The organism is Nostoc sp. DedQUE04, assembly GCF_034530995.1.
Taxonomy (GTDB): Bacteria; Cyanobacteriota; Cyanobacteriia; order Cyanobacteriales; family Nostocaceae; genus Nostoc.
On the sequence record NZ_JAVRCA010000021.1, the window covers coordinates 1 to 20,751 of the forward strand.

Annotated in this window: 13 protein-coding genes; 7 read left to right on the forward strand and 6 right to left on the reverse strand. The window is 42.8% G+C overall.

Annotated elements, in window-relative coordinates; translation table 11 throughout:
- Window positions 1-3,638, reverse strand: a 3,638-nt coding sequence (locus RM049_RS16400) for a caspase family protein (protein WP_322704939.1), incomplete at its 3' end; no start/stop codon positions are given.
- Between the two features lie 67 nt (window positions 3,639-3,705).
- Between RM049_RS16400 and RM049_RS16405 the strand changes: the two genes are divergently transcribed.
- Window positions 3,706-4,083: a CU044_2847 family protein gene (locus RM049_RS16405; protein WP_322671208.1), complete on the forward strand. Its 378-nt coding sequence runs from the start codon at window positions 3,706-3,708 to the stop codon at window positions 4,081-4,083.
- A 367-nt stretch (window positions 4,084-4,450) separates the two neighbouring features.
- Here the strand turns inward: RM049_RS16405 and RM049_RS16410 are convergent, their stop codons facing one another.
- Window positions 4,451-4,924 (reverse strand): hypothetical protein, encoded by a 474-nt coding sequence (locus tag RM049_RS16410; RefSeq protein ID WP_292863455.1) that lies wholly within the window; start codon window positions 4,922-4,924, stop codon window positions 4,451-4,453.
- A gap of 298 nt (window positions 4,925-5,222) precedes the next feature.
- Window positions 5,223-8,414, reverse strand: a complete 3,192-nt coding sequence (locus RM049_RS16415) for a WD40 repeat domain-containing protein (RefSeq protein WP_322704940.1) — start codon at window positions 8,412-8,414, stop codon at window positions 5,223-5,225.
- Window positions 8,415-8,755: 341 nt separating this feature from the next.
- On the opposite strand from RM049_RS16415, the gene RM049_RS16420 reads away from it, so the two are divergent.
- On the forward strand, window positions 8,756-11,164 hold the full coding sequence (locus tag RM049_RS16420; protein WP_322704941.1) for a GH116 family glycosyl hydrolase: 2,409 nt from the start codon (window positions 8,756-8,758) through the stop codon (window positions 11,162-11,164).
- A gap of 685 nt (window positions 11,165-11,849) precedes the next feature.
- Window positions 11,850-11,972, forward strand: coding sequence for a hypothetical protein (locus RM049_RS16425; RefSeq protein ID WP_322704942.1), 123 nt, complete (start codon window positions 11,850-11,852; stop codon window positions 11,970-11,972).
- On the opposite strand, the gene RM049_RS16430 is transcribed toward RM049_RS16425, so the two are convergent.
- Complete coding sequence (locus tag RM049_RS16430) at window positions 11,943-12,113, reverse strand: hypothetical protein (RefSeq protein WP_322704998.1); 171 nt, start codon at window positions 12,111-12,113, stop codon at window positions 11,943-11,945. The two genes, RM049_RS16425 and RM049_RS16430, sit on opposite strands and share 30 nt — an antisense overlap.
- A gap of 1,091 nt (window positions 12,114-13,204) precedes the next feature.
- Between RM049_RS16430 and RM049_RS16435 the strand changes: the two genes are divergently transcribed.
- The gene (locus RM049_RS16435; protein WP_322691704.1) at window positions 13,205-13,555 is read left to right on the forward strand and encodes a HetP family heterocyst commitment protein; all 351 of its coding nucleotides are present in this window, start codon (window positions 13,205-13,207) and stop codon (window positions 13,553-13,555) included.
- A gap of 995 nt (window positions 13,556-14,550) precedes the next feature.
- Here RM049_RS16435 and rpe read toward each other — a convergent pair.
- A complete protein-coding gene (gene rpe, locus RM049_RS16440; protein WP_322684187.1) occupies window positions 14,551-15,258 on the reverse strand; it encodes a ribulose-phosphate 3-epimerase in 708 nt (235 codons plus the stop codon).
- Window positions 15,259-15,509: 251 nt separating this feature from the next.
- Here rpe and RM049_RS16445 point away from each other — a divergent pair, with 251 nt between their 5' ends.
- Complete coding sequence (locus RM049_RS16445; RefSeq protein ID WP_322704943.1) at window positions 15,510-17,105, forward strand: S8 family serine peptidase; 1,596 nt, start codon at window positions 15,510-15,512, stop codon at window positions 17,103-17,105.
- A gap of 399 nt (window positions 17,106-17,504) precedes the next feature.
- Window positions 17,505-18,836 carry a serpin family protein gene (locus tag RM049_RS16450; RefSeq protein ID WP_322704944.1) on the forward strand — a complete coding sequence of 444 codons (1,332 nt, stop codon included), beginning with the start codon at window positions 17,505-17,507 and terminating at the stop codon, window positions 18,834-18,836.
- A 112-nt stretch (window positions 18,837-18,948) separates the two neighbouring features.
- Here RM049_RS16450 and RM049_RS16455 read toward each other — a convergent pair whose 3' ends face one another.
- A complete protein-coding gene (locus tag RM049_RS16455) occupies window positions 18,949-19,551 on the reverse strand; it encodes a hypothetical protein (protein ID WP_322691708.1) in 603 nt (200 codons plus the stop codon).
- 264 nt (window positions 19,552-19,815) lie between these two features.
- Between RM049_RS16455 and egtC the strand changes: the two genes are divergently transcribed.
- The gene (egtC, locus tag RM049_RS16460; RefSeq protein WP_322671202.1) at window positions 19,816-20,628 is read left to right on the forward strand and encodes an ergothioneine biosynthesis protein EgtC; all 813 of its coding nucleotides are present in this window, start codon (window positions 19,816-19,818) and stop codon (window positions 20,626-20,628) included.
- The last annotated feature ends 123 nt before the right edge of the window (window positions 20,629-20,751 follow it).

Below are 20,751 nucleotides of genomic sequence, written 5' to 3' on the forward strand. Positions count from 1 at the left end.
TCACCCCCACTGATAATCGTCTGCCCATCCGGGCTAATGGCGACAGAATAGACCCTACCCCAATCACTACCGAAGGGTTCAGCCAAGGGTTGACCTTGGAAATTCCACAACCGCACTCTGCCGTTTTCACCCCCACTGACAATCGTCTGCCCATCCGGGCTAATGGCGACAGAATTGACCCCACGCTGATGACTACCGAAGGGTTCAGCCAAGGGTTGACCTTGGAAATTCCACAACCGTATTCTGCCGTCACTACCCCCACTGACAATCGTCTGCCCATCCGGGCTAATGGCGACAGAATTGACCCCACCCTGATGACCACCAAAGGGTTCAGCCAAGGGCTGACCTTGGAAATTCCACAACCGCACTGTGCCGTCTTCACCACCACTGACAATCGTCTGCCCATCCGGGCTAATAGCGACAGAATAGACACCACGCTGATGACCACCAAAGGGTTTAGGCCTTGGCTGACCTGGGAAATCCCACAACCGTACTCTGCCGTCTTCACCCCCACTGATAATCGTCTGCCCATCTGGGCTAATGGCGACAGAATAGACCCTACCCTGATGACCACCAAAGGGTTCAGCCAAGGGCTGACCTTGGAAATTCCACAACCGCACTGTGCCGTCTTCACCCCCACTGACAATCGTCTGCCCATCCGGGCTAATGGCGACAGAAGTGACCCCACCCTGATGACCACCAAAGGGTTCAGCCAAGGGCAGACCTTGGAAATTCCACAACCGCACTGTGCGGTCATCACCCCCACTGACAATCGTCTGCCCATCCGGGCTAATGGCGACAGAAGTGACCCCACCCTGATGACCACCAAAGGGTTCAGCCAAGGGCAGACCTTGGAAATTCCACAACCGCACTGTGCGGTCATCACCCCCACTGACAATCGTCTGCCCATCCGGGCTAATGGCGACAGACAAGACCATACCCCGATCGCCACCGAAGGGTTCAGCCAAAAGCTGACCTTGGAAATTCCACAACCGCACTCTGCCGTCTTCACCGCCACTGACAATCGTCTGCCCATCCGAGCTAATGGCGACAGAATTAACCTTACCCTGATCGCCACTGAAGGGTTCAGCTAAGGGCAGACCTTGGAAATTCCACAACCGCACTCTGCCGTCACTACCCCCACTGACAATCGTCTGCCCATCCGGGCTAATGGCGACAGAATTGACCCCACGCTGATGACCACCGAAGGGTTCAGCCAAAAGCTGACCTTGGAAATTCCACAACCGCACTGTGCGGTCATCACCCCCACTGACAATCGTCTGCCCATCCGGGCTAATGGCGACAGACAAGACCATACCCTGATGACCACCGAAGGGAGTTAAGACCTGCATCGCTTGTTGCAGGCTATTCTGAACTGGAGTGAGAATTTGCTCTGGCATTTTCTCCAGATTCTCACCTATGACTTGTATTGCCATAACCGAAGCTTTGAGAGGTTGGACAGGGAGTATCTTCTTGATAGTTGCTGTTTTCTCTTGCAAAAGGGCTCTGAGAGCAAATTGCCGTTCGGCACTCCGTTGTTCTTCATAAGCAAGGCTGCGCTGATAAAAGTCCTTGGTTTGAGATGATAAATCAGGCTTTAACTTTTCCCAGTTGTTCTGCACCTCGGCTAACAATCCTCTTGGCATAAGGTATTTTTCATCTTCTTCCTTGTGCAACCATTCTCGCAAAGCATCGGCGAATTTATCATGTAACCGCCGTAAGTCTCGGTCTTGTTGTCGCCATTGGGCAAACCTCTCCCAACCCTCAATTAAAGCTTCATGGGCTAAATCAATCCACGCTTTTTCTTGTTCATCTTGACCAGCTACCAACAAACGTCCTTTCACCAATCCTTCATCTAGCAATTCACTTAATGCTTCCTGCTTTTCTTGGTCATTACCAGCAATGGCTAATAGCTCAGTTTTTGCTTGGCGTTGTCGCGTATCCTTTTCTCCCTCTCCCGTTCGCACTAATCGCAGGAAAATTTGCTTAATCCAGTCCTTCTGTTGTTCATTTCGTTCTTGAGTCGGGCAATCCTGCTGATAATCTTCGTAAAAATAAACATTTTCTGCATGAAAATTCAGCGCCCCTGTCAATCCTTGGAAGTTTTCATACTGTTCTAGGGTGAGTTGATGCTTTTGTTGGTTGCGTTTTTCCCAGAGTCTAGTTAAAGCAAACTCCATCAACGGCAAGTATCCCGGTTCTTTACCAACATCTTCTAAAATTTTCAGTAATAGTCCTTCTTCAACACTATGACCTTGAAGTTTAGCAGGTTCGGTTATTGTCTCTTTTAAATCAACTCCAGTTATACGCGGCATTAAAACAAGCTGATTTTCAATTAATTTATTTAAAGAGGGATAATCTGAACATGGTTCGAGAAAATCCGATCGCATGGTAATCACAACTTTCAACCGCGAATCGGTCATCTCTACTACCTGAGTCAGCAATTCAATAAATCTCTGCTTTTCTTCAGCAACAGAGACAGTAAATAATTCCTCAAACTGATCTACTACCAATAAAAATTTGTCTGCACCTGTGAGATGCTCTAAAATTACAGGTAAAGGATTCGCTTCATTAGTAATCAACTCCCAAAGCAATTTTTCTTTTCTCGTCCCTGGAAAAAATGCTTTCAAAACTGCTCTCAATTCCTGCAACGGCTGAAATCCTGGCTTGATTAGCGGTAAAATTTGCCAGACTTTATCATCTAATTCTGGAATTAAACCCGCCTGAACTACAGAAGATTTACCACTCCCGGAAGCGCCAATAATCGGGACAAAGGGCTTTTGTGCCAGTTTCCCTAGAATCTTCCTTACAACCTGCTTGCGCCCAAAGAAAAACTGTTTTTGTTCCGCTTCAAAGGCTTTTAAACCTTGGTAAGGACATTCTTCTTTTACCTCAAAGGTTTGAGCTTGGGTTTGAATGTTGTAGTTAATTAGAGTAATGGAACGCCCCCAACCCATGCGGATTGGTTCTTGTCCACTACCTTTGAGTTCTGTAGCAAGTATATCGAAGAGGCGATCGCCTGTCACCTGTCCGCGATCGTTAGTGTTCTCTGCTGATAACCCAGCCAGCAAAGCTGTTGTAAAAATACTGTGTTCTTCGCTTTTTTTGGCATAAGCTTGTTGAAAACCTCTGCAAGCAGCAATAAAGTAGTAATCGCGCTGTGAAATAAAGGCAGTCAGAGTTTTTTCGATGAGATTGCGTTCTAAAAATTCACCGCTATGACAGCAATCTAACAGCACTACTAAACTACTCAAGTCGGAGTCTCTAATTAAATTGTTGAGACTTAAAAGACTAATCCCGCCTGTTTGTTCAATAATTTGCTTGCCTTGAGTGACAATTGTCAAGTCAGAGGTTGCTAGATATGCTTGTTGTGTTCCTAAGCTGTCAGAAACGGTGATGCCATGCCCTGTAAAGTAAATTAGCGCTTCGTTTTTAACTGCTTGTTGTTGCAAAAGTGTTTTGAAAGCTTCAGCCAACTTATTTGTACTAACTTTCCCTTTGAGAACAACGATATCCTCAAAATCACCATGCGCCTTTAGTACCTGCGCGACTGCTTCGGCATCCGTAGCTGGTTTTGTGAGGTTGGAAAGCTGATTTATATAATCTGTAATGCCAACTACAAGCGCGTAACGAGCCATCTATACGTATTTAAATTGTCTGTTACAGAATAAGATAACTTAAATACACCTAAACTCTGAGGGCTTGATGTCGAACATAGAACGTTTAGTCTTTGAAGAAGACGGAGAAATCTATACAATTCTGTTCGAGTCCAAGGAAACACCAACTGTTCCAGAAATAGTCACACCGGAAGTTGATGAGGAGAAAGAATCCTACGGCTTTCGAGAAGAGGCATTTGTCAAAATTGAAGAAGTTCACCATCAAATTCGAGCTTATACCAAATATGCCATTGGCGCTTTTAAAAATTTAGGTGCTGCTGAAGTCGAAGAGGTAACTCTGAAGTTTGGCTTGAAGATAGGCGGAAAAACTGGTATCCCGTTCGTAACTGAAGGTTCGGCGGAGAGCAATTTTGAAATTGAGGTGAAGTGTAAGTTTCCTGAAAACAAGCAAAATTCCAGCACTTAAAGTTTTGCTTTGCCAAAGATAAGCTTTGTACCTTCAACTCTGCTAAGAATTATGGAAGCGATGTTTCCAACGGGCTACGCCTACACCTTTCACTCACCATAATTCACCCTTGAATCTCGGCTGTTGCAGTTCAAAACACGAAGTTCCGAGTTCAAAGGGAGAGCGATCGCCTTTTTTTCACCATCATTTACCTTTGGATCTCAGATGTTGCTGTTATAAGCATGAAACTCCGAGTTCTGAGGTTGAACCTTTGAGTTCAGAACTCGGAACGCCGAGCAATTTACTCCAACATCCGAGTTCTTAGCCTCAACATTGCACCTTAGAAGTGCGTAGGCGTAGCCCGTCGTAGACATCGCAAAGCTATTTTCTACAACGCTGCGGCTTGAGGCTTGGACTTCCGAGATTTACGGGCGAACCTTTGCCCCATTTCCTCAACTACCCCATCTAAACCAGCGCCTTGTCCACTAGCTTTGGCATAGTTATACACCTGCAACGCGGCTGCATAAGCTTCACTACCCACTGCTATAGATGTATCATCCAGCAACTCTTGTAATTGTGACAAAGACAGCAGTACTGGATACAAAGCTTCAAATAATTGTACGTCTTTCCGCATCTCATTAAGGTCAAACGATCGCGGTAAAAACTCTGGGTTCTGTGTCGCCACCTCCAATGCTTTACTGACAAAGGCGCGGCTTTTATCTCCCATCTTGGGTAAAGCTTTCCGCTCCTCGTTACTTAAATCAATCAAAAATGGTAATTTGTCTTTAATGGTGGCGATCGCTTGCAACACAGCATCTCTATCTGATTGCGCTAGTGTTGCACTAATTGGGGCTGTGGACATAGAAATTAGTCTCCAGTATGTTGTTTAATTTTAGAGTGCCCACATATACAAACTAAATTTCAATAACACCAATAAAAATTCCAAGGTCAAAAGGTGAGCGTTGTCAAAGTGCGGGTTACGCCTAAGCCTTTCGCTCACCATAATTTATACCAATTTGAAAAAAGAATGCGACAAATAGACCACTTGTAGAGACGCGATTCATCGCGTCTTTACCCAAAGATGTGTTACTACTGCCTTGATAGCCGTTTGCAATTGAGTCGAGTGCAGACCTTCTGAGAGGCACAGCAATGCCGTGTTTTTACCCGCTTACTTTACTCCAAACATATTTTTGGCAGGTTTCGCAGGCGGCTTTTGCTTCCTCTGTTTGCGGATTGGTGAAGACAGGATGGTAACGTAACCTGTCACAACAAACTTGCAACCATGCACGCCAGTCACCGCGCCACAACCGTACAGTGCCATCTTCACCGCCGCTAACAATCGTCTGCCCATCGGCGCTAATGGCGACAGAATAAACCCAGCCCTCATGACCGCGTAAAGGTTCAGCCAAGGGAAAACCTTGCAGGTTCCACAACCGCACAGTGCCGTCATCACCGCCACTAACAATCGTTTGCCCATCGGCGCTAATGGCGACAGAATAAACCCAACCTTTATGACCGCGCAAAGGTTCAGCCAAGGGCAGACCTTGCAGATTCCACAACCGCACAGTGCCATCAGTACCGCCACTAATAATCGTTTGCCCATCAGCGCTAATGGCCACAGAATTGACAAAACCCTCATGACCACGTAAAGGTTCAGCTAAGGCAAGACCTTGACGATTCCACAACCGCACAGTGCCGTCATCACCGCCACTAACAATCGTCTGCCCATCGGCACTGATGGCGACAGAATTAACGTAACCCTGATGGCCGTGCAAAGGTTCAGCTAAGGCAAGACCTTGCAGGTTCCACAAACGCACCGTACCGTCAGTACCACCACTGACAATCGTCTGACCATCGGTACTGATAGCGACAGAATAGACCCAACCCTGATGACCGCGCAAAGGTTCAGTTAAGGGAAGACCTTGCAGGTTCCACAACCGCACCATGCCGTCAGTACCACCACTGGCAATCGTCTGACCATCGGTACTGATAGCGATAGAATAAACCCAACCCTTATGACCGCGCAAAGGTTCAGTTAAGGGAAGACCTTGGTGGTTCCAAAACCGCACGGTGCCGTCAGTACTACCACTAACAATTGTCTGACCATTAGTGCTGATAGCAACAGACCTAACATTGCCTTCATGACCACGCAAAGGTTCAGCTAAGGCAAGACCTTGGCGATTCCACAACCGCACCGTACCATCAGCACCGCCACTGACAATTGTCTGCCCATCGGTGCTGATGGTTACAGACCTCAGATTACCCTCATGACCGCGCAAAGGTTCAGCTAAGGAAAGACCTTGGCGATTCCACAACCGCACCGTACCATCAGCACCGCCACTGACAATCGTCTGTCCATTGGCGCTAATGGCTACAGACCTCACATTACCCTCATGACCATACAAAGGTTCAGCCAAGAGAAGACCTTGGGAATTCCACAACCGCACCATACCGTCGGCACCACCACTGACAATCGTCTGCCCATCGGCACTAATAGCCACAGAAGAGACATCATTTTTATCCCCACGCAATGGTTTAGCTAAGGGAAGACCTTGGTAATTCCACACCCGCACAGTACCGTCAGCACCGCCACTGATAATCGTCTGTCCATCGGCACTGATGGCGACAGAAGAGACATTACCCCGATGACCGCGCAAAGGTTCAGCTAAGAGAAGACCTTGGTAATTCCACACCCGCACAGTACCGTCAGCACCGCCACTGACAAGCGTCTGCCCATCGGCGCTAATAGCGACAGAAGAGACATTACCCTGATGACCGCGCAAAGGTTCAGCTAAGGGAAGACCTTGGTAATTCCACAACCGTACAGTGCCGTCAGCACTGCCACTGACAATCGTCTGCCCATCGGCGCTAATGGCGACAGAAGAGACATTACCCTGATGACCGCGCAAAGGTTCAGCTAAGGGAAGACCTTGGTAATTCCACAACCGCACAATGCCGTCAGCACCGCCACTGACAATCGTCTGCCCATCGGCGCTAATAGCCACAGAAGAGACATTACCTTCATGACCACTAAAGGGAATCGAGACTCTTGCTTTATTCACTACCCGATTCAAACTGTTCTGAACTGATGCAAGAATCTGCTGGGGTAGTTTCTCTTGATTCTCCCCCATAGCTTGAATTGCCAAAACTAGACTATCTAGAGGTTGTAAGGGCAATAAATCGTCTACTCTAGCCGCTTTTTCTCGCAACTGGGATTCAGTAAGCGCTCTTTCCATCTCCGCAATCCGGTCTTTGTCGTTGGCATCGCTACGCTGGTAAAAATCCTCATCTTGTTGGAGTGATTGCAAATCGGGCTGCAACTGTTGCCAGCTATCCTTAACTTGGGCCAGCAATCCCTTTTGGATTAAATATTTGTCATCCGGCCTTTCGTTCAACCATTCCCGTCGCGTATTTTCTAATGACTCGCTCAACGGTCGCAAGTCTCGGTCTTGTTGTCGCCACTGGGCAAACTGCTGCCAACTTTCAATTAAAGCTTCATGGGCTAAATAAATCCAGACTTCTCCTTTTTCATCTTTCTCAGAAACTAATAAGCGTCCCTTAACCAATCCTGTTTCACCATCTAGCAACTCACTAAGTTGTTGCCGTTGATTGGCATCATCACCTGCAATATTTAATAATGTGGCTTTGGGTTGGCGCTGTCGGGTATCCTTTTCTCCCTCTCCCGTTCCCACTAACCGCAGAAAAATCTGCTTAATCCATTCCTTTTCTTGCTGAGTGCGTTCTTGAGTTGGATATTCTTTCTCATAATCTTGGTAGTGATAAACATTTTCTGCATGGAGATTTAACACCGCAGTTAATCCTCCCAAATTTTCATACTCTTCTTGGGTAAGTTGATATTTCTTTTGCTCGCGTTTCTCCCAGAGTTTAGTTAAGGCAAACTCTAACAATGGCAAATTCCCTGGGTCTTGTTGAAGATTTTGGAGAATTTTTAATGCTCCTGCTTCTTCAACACTGTGAACCTGAAGCTGGGCAGGTTTGGCGATTGTCTCCTTGAAATCAACTCCAGTTAAAGGCGGTATAACAACTACTGGGGTTTGAATCAGGTGAGTCAGAGAAGGATTATCTAAACAGGATTGAAGAAAATCACCTCGCATAGTAATTACAACAGCTAACCGCGAATCATGAATTTCTACTACCCCAGTCAGTAGTTCAATAAATCCCTGCTGTTCTTCTTTATTTATACAAACTGTAAATACTTTCTCAAACTCATCTACCACCAGCAAAAATTTTTCTGTGTTAACCACAGCCTCTGCATCATCAATAGGTTTAGTCAGGCTGCCGAAACTGTTGTCATTCTGAGCAATTTCAACCACAAGGGCGTATTGTGTCATCTTGTTTTATTAAAACTATTGAGAAAATTACCTCTGTGCTTTAAAATACCCAAATTAACGAGTTATTTACCCATTAGAGTTAAAAACTCTAGATTTAAAGTTCAAGTAGCAGTTGAGTAACACGCAGTAAAAGCACAATATTAAAGTCTTAGTGACTGGGATAAGCTCTATACCTTGTAGTTCAGTAGTAATTACGGCAGCAATGTCTAAGGGCGGGCTACGACCAGTTAGAAAATTTCAGCTTAAGTAGACACCAATGGGCATACCGTGCTACTACCTTGAGAAAAATCTCACATCGCGCTAGTCTTCATTGACGTAACTGCACGCTGTAACATTAGGCGATGACAAATCAACTCTCTCTAAAAATTCCCTCTTGCACTTGGAGCCGTCCCATCGGCTTAGGCTGGGATAAACCTTATACCGTCCGCTATGCAAGTAATATTGATGATGGCCCTTGGCATGGTATGCCTTTAGGCGGCTTTGGTGCAGGTTGCATCGGTCGTTCTTCACGGGGAGATTTTAACTTGTGGCACATCGATGGCGGTGAGCATACCTTCAAAAACGTTCCCGCTTGTCAATTTAGTGTGTTTGAATCCAATAGCACATCTTCCCAAGCCTACGCTTTATCTACCCAAGCGCCCGATGATGGTACTCTCAAAGGGTGGCAATGGTATCCGACAACTCCCAACACAGAGGGGACGGGCAATTATCACGCGCTATATCCACGTAGCTGGTTTGTATATGAAAATGTATTTCAAGCACAGTTGACTTGTGAGCAATTTTCCCCTGTCTGGGCAGGTAATTACCAAGAAACTAGCTACCCTGTGGCAACATTCCTCTGGAATGCCCACAACCCGACAGATACACCGATTACTCTCAGCATTATGCTCACTTGGCAAAATATGGTGGGCTGGTTTACAAATGCTCTCAAATCTCCCGAAGTGCGGGTGCGTGATGATGGTAGTCCGGTTTACGAATATCAACCGCGCTGGGGCGAAAGTCAAGGAAACTACAATCAAATAGTTGAAAATACACAACAGTTTGGCTGTGTTTTAGATCGGGTTGGTAGTCATGAACCTTTGCAAGAAGGCGACGGAACTTGGTGTATTGCGACGCTGAAACATCCACAGGTGGAAGTATTTCATCATAGCCGCTGGAATCCTGAAGGTACGGGTGAGGAAATATGGCAAAGTTTTGCTAAAGATGGTTCTCTGCCTAATTATGTTGATACTACTCCAGCAACAGAGAATACACAATTAGGGTCTGCGATCGCAATCCGTTTCACTCTCCAACCAGGCGAAACTCTGGAAATTCCCTTTGTCGTCGCTTGGGATTTGCCAATCGTAGAATTTGCGGCTGGAGTCAACTACTACCGCAGATATACAGATTTTTTTGGTAAAAATGGCAACAACGCCTGGGCGATCGCATCCACTGCATTACAAGAATACCAAACCTGGCGATCGCAAATTCAAAGTTGGCAAAAACCCATTCTCGACCGGGAAGATTTACCCAACTGGTTTAAAATGGCTCTATTTAATGAGCTTTACGACCTTACTAGCGGCGGTACTCTCTGGAGTGCTGCATCAGAACTTGACCCCATCGGTCAGTTTGCGGTGCTGGAGTGCTTAGATTACCGTTGGTATGAAAGTCTAGATGTACGGTTGTATGGCTCTTTTGCGCTGCTGATGCTGTTTCCAGAATTAGAAAAGTCGGTGATTCGGGCATTTGCACGGGCAATTCCTCAAAGTGATGATACTCCCCGAATAATTGGCTATTACATGACAATTAAGGCCGAAAGCCCGATTGCAGTTCGCAAAGTTGCAGGTGCAACACCCCACGATTTAGGCGCACCGAACGAACACGTTTGGGAGAAAACTAACTACACCAGCTATCAAGACTGTAATTTATGGAAAGATTTAGGTAGTGATTTCGTCTTGCAAGTATACCGTGATTTTTTACTCACGGGTGCTGACGATGTGGAATTCTTGGCAGATTGCTGGAATGCGATCGTTCAAACCCTCGATTACTTGAAAACTTTTGACCTCGACGGCGATGGGATTCCTGAAAATTCTGGCGCACCCGACCAAACTTTTGATGATTGGCGATTACAAGGTGTTAGCGCCTATTGTGGTGGGTTGTGGTTGGCGGCGTTAGAAGCTGCGATCGCAATCAGCGATATCTTATTAACTTACCAGACAGGTAACACAACAGAGTTGGCAGCGCAAAAATCCACTTATGAAACTTGGTTACAACAATCTCTTCCTATTTACCAAGAAAAACTTTGGAATGGAGAATATTACCGACTTGATAGCAAAAGTGGTTCCGATGTGGTGATGGCAGATCAATTGTGCGGACAATTCTACGCCCGTCTGCTGGACTTACCTGATATTGTACCAAGCGATCGCGCCCTCTCTGCCCTGAAAACTGTTTATGATGCTTGCTTTTTGAAATTCTGTAATGGTGAGTTTGGTGCTGCTAATGGTGTTCGTCGTGATGGTTCACCAGAAAATCCCAAAGCTACTCATCCCTTAGAAGTTTGGACGGGGATAAACTTTGGGCTAGCGGCTTTTCTCGTGCAGATGGGAATGAAGGATGAAGCGTTGAGGTTGACGCAAGCTGTGGTGCAGCAAATTTATGAAAATGGTCTGCAATTTCGCACGCCAGAAGCTATCACCGCAACTGGTACTTTTCGCGCTAGCACTTACCTGCGGCCAATGGCGATTTGGGGAATTTACTTAGTTATTAATTGATTGAGTATTAAAGCGATTCTCGTTTTGATCCAACACACGTAGATGTCATGGGTGTCAACTTAACGTGAGTTCGATGAACCTCTCCCTCCCAACCTCCTTTTCCCCGTGGGAAAGGGAGAAGCAACGAGAAATTAGGGTTTTGGCTCCCCTCTCCGATGCGGAGAGGGGTTGGGGGAGAGGTCAAAAAAGGGCTTGTCGAACTCAGGTCAACTTAAGCTGAAATCTTCTGACTGTATAAGTTTTGTCCTAACCCTCAGCCCCTCGCTCATATTGGGAAAGAGAGGAGCGAATTCTCTAGTTCCCCTTCTCCCATATTGGGAGAAGGGGTTAGGGGATGAGGGCATAGAACCCTTACTCTTACCTAACTTCTACCTTAAGTTGACACCTATGACAGATGTGCGTCCCTACCAAATTTAACCTACCTTCATCTGGAAAAGCAAAATTTAGATTTGCGATTTTATTTTCCGAGTGTTTCCGGAAGCGAAGGAAAATTTCAGTAATGGTAAGAGTTGAAGCATTGAGAATTTAAGACTAATGTTTCAAAAAATGCAAATATTACTAGCTTTAGCAATAAATATTGCTGATAGTTCCTAAACTACGTTCACAATCAAAAGCTAGATTATGACGTGCCTATTAGTTTACTCAACAGCAAAGTTCATCAGATTGTGGCGCTTTGTGTTTGGCAATGATTAGCCAACACTGGTGCATACGCTTAAACCCCTACAGCTTACGTAACTTAACGCCAGTAAATTTCACAGGTGTATTTCATCAGCCTTTATTAGAAGCAGCCCAAACTTTGAGGATGTGAAGCGTTATCAGTGAGGACTAGTTTTAAGTAAGGTGGACTCATACTATAACCCTTGGATAGCTCGTTGTCAAGTAATTCATTGTGTAGTTGTCTGGAGAGATAAAGGCGATCGCATATTGATTTTTGATCTTGTACCACCATTTAGCCCAATTGTTACTACCTTTGTAATCTCAATTTTTTAAATCTGCTATAGGACTCGCATTTAATTTTTGCAAAAACTTCCCTGTTCCCTGTTCTCTGCCTACGCAAATAATTTCTCCGAATCAGAACGGATTTCTATAGATATTCAGACATTAGAGAAATCACTGCTAAATCAACTTCATAATATTCTTTGTTAATTAGCTTTATCTCTATTCTCAAATTTTCTAATTTTGTACAAAATTAGACCACTAATTTTTTAATACAAGTATCCATTTGCAGATATTTTTATTAATTCCGCTAACGAACATTAGAATTATCTATATATATTATTAGCCAAAACTTATATTTGAAGTCTGGGCTATTTTAAGATGACTATCCAAGCATGATGAAATATTCACGCTCGGTTTACAGCAATTTTCTTGAGATACGCTAAAGCTGTAGCTTTTGCAAACCAATCAAGACCAGGTTAATAAGTATTATTATCCAATTGAACTTATTTAAATAATAGGTTCAATCCTATGGCTGGCAATGGTTTTATAACTGATTTACTAATATTTTTATCGAGTTGTTTTACATTCTAGTTAATGGTACTATTTTCTAGTGACTCGATAATAATAAAGGTTTTAAAATAATATCGGGTGAGGGGTAACACCCCTCAAAAATTAACCTAAGGGGACAAAACTAAAAGCTGCACAATCCACAAGTAAGTATCTGAATACATTCAGTAAATTTAACCTATAAATAGACTAAATTAGCAGATGACACGAACGACAAAAAATAGTATAAATACGAATGGTGCTAGTACCGCTCAAAGATAAATATATTTTTTCTGTTAGTCTAAAAAAATATGCAAACTTCCCGGAAATTGCCTAATTCAACAGTAGTAAGAAATATAAGCGTGTGAACCAAGAAAATTCATTTACTTATGGATTTTTATCTTTTGTAAACATCTCACACCGCTCTATTGCTAATAATTGACCACAAGCAATTCAACCTTTTCAAAAAGGCTAGTGCAGTCTGTACGCCTCAATTGAAACACCAACAATCGCAAAAAAAGAAAATAGTTTACTTCATCCAGGATAACTAAAACTATGATGAATCAAGACATTGCTGGTATTAGTAGTAACTTAGATAAGACAGTAAAAGCTCAACAATTTGACAAAGTAGTTGAGGCAATTCTTGCTGGAAAGTATTCCTGGGCATGTGTTTTAATGCTGCGATTTGGTGGTTATAATCCTCTCCATTACATTCCATATCGCACCTACAATCGATTGCTCAAAGAAAATTCTCAAGCCGATAGGACAAAACAACAGCAAACTGAAAATCTAAAAATGCTGAAACACGCTCATGATTCTCGGTCTGAGAATAATGTGTCATCAAGCTGCTTAAGCAAAATTAAAGACCTAGCTTATCTAGAAGTAGCTAGAAAGCAAAAAGCATAAATCCTTGGTGGGAGTTTAGACCAGAGATTGACATAGCAAATTAACGAACATCAATCAAGCACATCGCCATTAAAACCAGAAAATGTTCAAGACGTTTCCTTGAAATCCTGTGGATTCAATTAAAAAGTATTTGGAATCAATAGATTCTGCTCTAAAGCTGATTGATTATCTGAAAGCCTGCGATGCTAATTTAAAATTTATAGCATGGCAGGTTTTCTATCGCTGTCATTAATTTTATAGATTTGGCAAAAATCTGCCAAAATGGCAAATATATACTAATGATATTGGTAAACTAATAACAACTACAACTTCAACCAAAATAGAGGTGATTTGGCAAGCAAGTTAATTTAAAAAATAAAATCAACGATTAGTTCTAACTATGAAATAAATCAAACTGATTACAAAAGTAGTCAGCATTTCATGGAGTTATTTACTCCATGACCAAGACCAATAATCCAACTGTTACTACTGGTGGTTCTTTTTCTGAGGAAGTCTGAGCAAAGAGAATTTGGGGAGGTGGATTCCCCCAAGCCAAATTTTACACAGCTTTCACTGACTGCAGACGGTGCGAGTAATGCTCATAAAACTTTCTATCCTGTGATTGGTGTTGCTTTAGTTAATAAAGCAAACGCTTAACATCAATTCCAGGAACGGAAATAGAAAAGTTACGGTGAAATTGTTGTCCTTGGCTGATAGAACTAGTAGCTTATACGCTTCTCTTTCGGCTATTGTAATCCTAGTCCTCCCAACCGGGATTATCTTTAGTTTCTAAACTTTCAATTTATATAACACTACTGGAAGTTCAAAACTTGAATAGCTTCCAGTTTTTTATCTGTATATAAAAAAAATAAGCTAGGCAAATTGCCCACCTTATTTTTTGTGAAGACTAGACATCTGGTGAAATTCATCTAGAATCCTTGTAGAGACCTAGCACAGCTACGTCTCTACATTCTTTTTGACTTCCATATTTAATAATTGGTTAATTCAAAAAGGAATTAAACCTTAGCTAATTCGGGAGTAGGACTCTTGCTGTTGCGAATTGCTGTAATAGCCTCAGCATAATCTTTAGCATTAAACACAGCTGAACCAGCGACGATCGCATTGGCTCCCGCTTCCAAAACTTGCCAGGTATTATTTGCCTTCAGCCCCCCATCCACTTCAATCCAGGGATCGAGACCGCGTTCATCACACATTTGGCGTAGCTTGCGGATTTTGGGTAACACACCAGGGATAAAGCTTTGACCACCAAAACCAGGGTTGACGCTCATAATTAGTACTAAATCGCACAAATCTAGAACATATTCAATTAGCTCTAGAGGGCTACCAGGATTAAGTACAACTCCAGCTTTCTTACCAAGCTCTTTTATTTGCCCCAAGGTGCGGTGTAGGTGTGGAGAGGCATTATGCTCGCAGTGTACGGAGATAATATCGGCACCCGCTTTAGCAAATCCTTCTACATACTTTTCTGGCTCCACAATCATCAAATGGACATCCAGAGGCTTAGTTGTAACCGGACGAATCGCCTCCACAATCAGAGGGCCTATCGTAATATTAGGTACAAAACGACCGTCCATTACATCAACATGAATCCAATCTGCTCCGGCTGCGTCTACGGCGCGAATTTCGTCACCCAGACGGCTAAAATCGGCTGATAGGATAGATGGAGAAATTACAATGGGCTTTTGAGATAGGTTTTGGGTCATGGCTAGTGGGTTTTTAAGCGTCCTCGTCTGTAAGCATTGTAACAAAGCATTGAGCAAGACTCATAAGTTTGATCCCGGTCTTTTGGGGAGTAGGGACTGGGAGGCAAGGGAGACAAGGGGGACAAGGGGGACAAGGGGGACAAGTCTCCCCCCTCTTCTTGGTCTACCTTGTCTCTTCACCATGCCCAATGCCCAATGCCCAATGCCCCATACCCAATGCCCAATGACCAATGACTAATGACAAATAACAAATGACTAAAAAACTAACCTGGATAATTTGGGGATTAACTGCTTCTTGTCTGAGTGCGCCGGTAATTGCTTCGGCTTTAGAGTCTGCTTTGGGAACTAACGGTATTGATGCTTTGAAGCTACACCAAGCTCCTTATAATTTAATCGGTCGCAAAATTGCTATTGGTCAAGTGGAAATTGGTCGGCCGGGAATGTTTGGGTGGGATAAGGCGGTGTCTAAAAATCGTGCCATATCTTTAGCAGCGGTTTTCTTACGCAATGGCCCAGCTAAGTCTAATACTGGTGTTGATCCCCATGCCTACAATGTCGCTGGTGTGATGGTGAGTCAAGACAAAGCTTTGCCAGGAGTTGCGCCGGGAGCGCGATTGTATTCATCAGCAGTGGGTTCCACTAAAAACATGGGTCAGCCAGAAGAGTGTTTATCGGCACAGCACATAGCGCTGCAAAATGGTGGCGATGTCCGTGCGATTAACTTTAGCTTTGGGGAACCTCTAAGCCGCGATCCTCGACCGGAAGCTACTTTAGACGGTAATGCTTTACTAACTTTATGTGTTGACTGGTCTAGTCGCGCTCATGATGTTTTGTATGCGATCGCAGGCAACCAGGGCAAAGGCGGCATTCCTATTCCTACAGATAATTTTAATGCAATCAACGTGGCTTTTTCATCCCGCCGAGGGGGAGTTTTTAACAAAGTAGACGTGGCTAATCTGGCGGGTGTTAACCAAGGGGTGAATCAAAGACTAGCTGGAAAAGAATTTGACCTTGATGGGCGTCGCGCTATCAGTTTAGTTGCTCCTGGTAATAATATTCCTTTGCTCAATCCAGATGGCAAATTGAACAAGGTTACAGGTACTAGTTTTGCCGCGCCTCAAGTTACAGCTACCGTTGCTCTGTTGCAGGAACTTGCAGACCGACAGATGCGGACAAAACAACCCCACTGGAGCATTGATTCTCGGCGTCATCAAGTGATGAAAGCTGTATTGCTGAATTCAGCAGACAAACTTCTAGATAGCGGCGATGGCTTAAGGTTGGGAATGACTCGGACGCTAATTGATAAGCAAAATCAAAACTGGCTAGATTCTGATGCTTATAAAGATCCAAAGATTCCCTTGGATGCCCAAATGGGAGCGGGTCATTTGAATGTATTTCGCGCTTATCAGCAATTTAGTGCTGGTCAATGGCAAGCATCAGCTGCGGTACCGGCTAATGGTTGGGATTATCGCACAGTTGATGTTGGAGCATCTGTTGACTATATATTAGCAAAACCGTTGAAGCAGGGAAGTTTTGTTGCTGTCACCCTGAGTTGGGATCGATTGGTAGAACTCAATGATAAAAATAAAAACCAGCAATATGATGTAGGCGAAAATTTTCGCGATCGCGGCTTAAATAATCTCGACCTATACTTAGTAAAAGCTGATGCTCAAAATTCGGAAGCTGGTGCTGTTTGCTCCTCAATCAGCCAAATTGATAGTGTAGAACATATTTTCTGCCCCGTTACTGCTACTGGCAATTACAAAATCCGCGTCCAATTTCGTCAAAAGCTCAATGAAGCGACTCAACCCTACAGTTTAGCTTGGTGGAGTGTACCTATTAATTGAAATAGGTTAGCACAAATATCTGTGTAAAATTACAGCGTTTTTCTCGTTTCCATGCTCCGTATGGGAACGAGATTTCCAGCCTCTGATAAATTTGATTCGATCTATAAAAACCTCACAGAAGTGCTTATTTTTCGAGCGCGTAGCTTACAATACGTTTATACGTAAAGATAAAAATTCTTACAAATAAAAATTTTTTATAAGTCGTCTGTATAGCCGTCTCAATCAAGAATTAGCAACTCCACAAGTTGTGTTTAATTACTCTAAGCTACTAATTTGCTGTTACGAAAACTGTAACAGTCCCATTTTTCTATTGGAGTAAATGCAATAGTTAATCATTGACACAGGATCTGCGTCAACTCTGAGCACAAATCGGGAATTTTTGGCAAGTGAGGTAGCAGAATGAATCGCCATAAATTGAGTGATGCGAAAGAAAATTTCTTGCAAAGACGTTACGGTGTTAGTCTAGGCAGACGTTATGCTTTGGCAGCTGCAAGCGTTGTTCTATTCAGTGTATTAGGGTGTTCTCAAGTCGATAGTAATAAAAGTGCCATTGCCCAATCTAGTTTACCTCAGCCAGAAACTCCATTGCAAAAAAAAACAGCCAACACTGATACAAAAATTGTTGAGTCTAGCAATAAGTTTGGCTTCAAACTATTTTCAGAAGTTCTGAAAAACGATCGGGGTGAGAAAAATATTTTTATCTCACCTTCGAGTGTTGCGATCGCTCTTGCTATGACTTATAACGGCGCTAGCGGTTCGACTCAACAAGCAATGGCAAAAACCCTAGAATTACAGGGGATGAATCTACCAGAAATCAACTCTTCTTACGCGGCGGTATTAAAACAGCTTTTAGACAATTCGGATACGAAAGTGCAATTGAAAATTGCTAACTCACTTTGGGCAAATCAAAAGGTTAGCTTTGCACCAGACTTTCTCAAGAGAACCCAGGACTTCTATCAAGCCAAAGTCAGCAATTTAAACTTTCAAGATGCCGCCGCATCTAGTATTATCAATAACTGGGTCAAAGAAAATACTAACGGCAAAATTACTAAAATAATTGAAACCATTGAACCAAATCAGGTATTATTTCTGATTAATGCCATATATTTTAAAGGTAATTGGAGTAACGAGTTTGACAAGAAAGAAACTGCTTCATACCCTTTTTACATCACATCTAACAGGCCAAAACAACACCCAATGATGTCACAAGAGGGTGATTATAAATACTATGAAAGCGAAAAATTTCAGGCAGTTAGTTTACCTTATGGAAAAGATAGTAAGATAAGTTTTTATATATTCTTACCCAAAAAGAATTCCAACCTCAAAGCATTTTATCAAAACTTGAATGTTGAGAACTGGGAAAAATGGATGACTCAGTTCAACAATCAAAAAGGGTTTATTCGCCTACCCCGCTTCAAAACAGATTACGAGATTACACTTAATGATGCTTTAAAAACTTTAGGTATGGGGGAGGCTTTCAGCAACAAGGCCAATTTTTCTGGCATGGGTAAAAATTTTGCCATTAGCCAAGTTAAGCATAAAACTTTTGTCGAAGTAAACGAAGAAGGCACTGAAGCGGCCGCGGCTACTTCAGTGGGAATAGTAGCAACATCTGCAAGACAAGAACCAGAACCATTCCGAATGATTGTCGATCGTCCCTTCTTCTGCGCCATCAGGGATAATCAGACGGGAAACATTTTGTTTATGGGTTCAATTATCGAACCACAATGAGGATGTAGGAGGGATTGAAGACTTCATATTTTAAAAAAAACTTCCAAAAAATAAAATTTTCAGTGAATATAAATAATTAATTTACATTCATTGTATATGCGGATAGTAATTTTTATAAATCATTATCTGTAAAAGGAACTATCGATGGTGAAAATATTTTTAGTGATGGGGAAAATTCTAACCTTGCGGCATAATCATCTATTTGTGATAGTTCCAGTTCAATTGTTTGCTGCTCTTTTTCATCAAAAAGCAACTGAATTTGATAACTTGTCCAGAATTGTTCGCCTAGTTCATCTTCTAAATCAAAAGGCTGTTCTTCATCACCCCATATATTCGACCAAAGGACTATTTGATTAGCCCGAAAATGGTTTTGACCTTTTGTATCTCCAACTACAAAATATACTTCGACATTTAAATTAAATCCCAAATCATCGACTTCTGCCTCTGTTATCTGACAGCTAACGACAATTAAACTATCTGGGTTAATATCTACTACTTGCTGTTGGCGTTGTAATAATTCTTGAAATACAAAACTAGGTAACAACTTTGAACTCTCCTCAAGTAAGTTTTTTTGAGTTTCTGGAGAGTAACGAGTTTTTAATTCTTGCACGATCAAATTTAAAATATCTTTACTAGCTAAATTAACAACTATCTGTTTATTTGCAGGATTAAGGAAACATCCTTGATTAAGATTAATGTGTTTTTTAATTGGCATAGTTCTCTAAAATCCTTTGAATGCAAACGGATAATTCACAAATCAAGCTCAAACAAAGGTAAGGAATAAATATTACTTTAGCTTCTGTTCTATATCTTTAGCAAGATAACAAAACCATGACTAAAGTCACAGATCAAACATACACAAGATAAACAATAATTGTTAAATTAGTAATGATTTGCAATAATTGTCCAGTTAAAAGGTTCGATTTCTATCGGGACTTGTGACTGATTTTTCTTACTCTTTCAGCAACATCGTTTTTTTATGTGTAGATTAATTGGCTATCTTGGTAACGCCATCCTCTTAGATGAGTTGCTGTATAAACAAGAGCATTCGCTCTACAAACAAAGTTACAGTCCTTTGGAATTAAAATCAGGAGTAGTTTGTGGAGACGGAGTAGGTGTAGGCTGGTACGACGAAGTGGGTAAACCTTTTATTTACCGAAATACTATCCCGTTGTGGAACGAACCGAATCTGGAAGAGTTGAGTAACTATGTACAATCCAGTTGTACTGTAGGCTATGTCCGATTAGCTGGGACAGGTGAATCGCTCGACATTAGCAATTGTCAGCCATTTCGTAGTGGGAAACTTTTGTTTGTGCATAATGGCGAGATATCAAACTTTCAACAAACTCTTTGTAGACCAATACGTGAGAGCCTTTCTGATTCCACATACCGCCTGATTAAGGGCACGACTGACTCTGAACACATTTTCGCCCTACTAATGGAAATATGGCAGTCGTCTCCAGACAGCACTCTGTTGTCAGCATTAAGTAAAACAGTTCAAAAATTGACTAAGTTGGCATCAGAACACGACACCAGCTTTAGTGCCAATGTAATTGTCAGTGATGGTCAAGCAGTTGCAGCAATTCGCTATGCTTATCGCACACAAGCCCCTACTCTTTATTGGTCTTGCGATCAACTCAAGCAGCCAAACCAAGTTATTGTTGCTTCTGAGCCTTTATCCAATCACCAAAATTGGACTGCTTTTGGTGAGCAAAGTGCGCTATTTGTTGAAGCCCAATCATTACAACCAACAATTAGCCTGTTGGAGAGATTTGTTCCGATTGGGGTTTAAAAAAGCATTGCGATTTTGTGGAAATTGAGTTTTTCTCTCTAAAGTTGATGCGATGGTAGACAAGCAACAGCAATGCTTGTGCCAAAAGACAACAGTTGGAGGCAAGTCAGAGAGACAACATAC

Excerpts from the sequence above, each read along its gene's own strand:
- RM049_RS16455 (WP_322691708.1), bottom strand. The coding sequence starts at position 19,551 with ATGCCAATTAAAAAACACATTAATCTTAATCAAGGATGTTTCCTTAAT.
- RM049_RS16430 (WP_322704998.1), bottom strand. The coding sequence starts at position 12,113 with ATGGTGGTACAAGATCAAAAATCAATATGCGATCGCCTTTATCTCTCC.
- RM049_RS16425 (WP_322704942.1), top strand. The coding sequence starts at position 11,850 with ATGATTAGCCAACACTGGTGCATACGCTTAAACCCCTACAGCTTACGT.
- RM049_RS16450 (WP_322704944.1), top strand. The coding sequence starts at position 17,505 with ATGAATCGCCATAAATTGAGTGATGCGAAAGAAAATTTCTTGCAAAGA.
- rpe (WP_322684187.1), bottom strand. The coding sequence starts at position 15,258 with ATGACCCAAAACCTATCTCAAAAGCCCATTGTAATTTCTCCATCTATC.
- egtC (WP_322671202.1), top strand. The coding sequence starts at position 19,816 with ATGTGTAGATTAATTGGCTATCTTGGTAACGCCATCCTCTTAGATGAG.
- RM049_RS16435 (WP_322691704.1), top strand. The coding sequence starts at position 13,205 with ATGATGAATCAAGACATTGCTGGTATTAGTAGTAACTTAGATAAGACA.
- RM049_RS16420 (WP_322704941.1), top strand. The coding sequence starts at position 8,756 with ATGACAAATCAACTCTCTCTAAAAATTCCCTCTTGCACTTGGAGCCGT.
- RM049_RS16410 (WP_292863455.1), bottom strand. The coding sequence starts at position 4,924 with ATGTCCACAGCCCCAATTAGTGCAACACTAGCGCAATCAGATAGAGAT.
- RM049_RS16445 (WP_322704943.1), top strand. The coding sequence starts at position 15,510 with ATGACTAAAAAACTAACCTGGATAATTTGGGGATTAACTGCTTCTTGT.
- RM049_RS16405 (WP_322671208.1), top strand. The coding sequence starts at position 3,706 with ATGTCGAACATAGAACGTTTAGTCTTTGAAGAAGACGGAGAAATCTAT.
- RM049_RS16415 (WP_322704940.1), bottom strand. The coding sequence starts at position 8,414 with ATGACACAATACGCCCTTGTGGTTGAAATTGCTCAGAATGACAACAGT.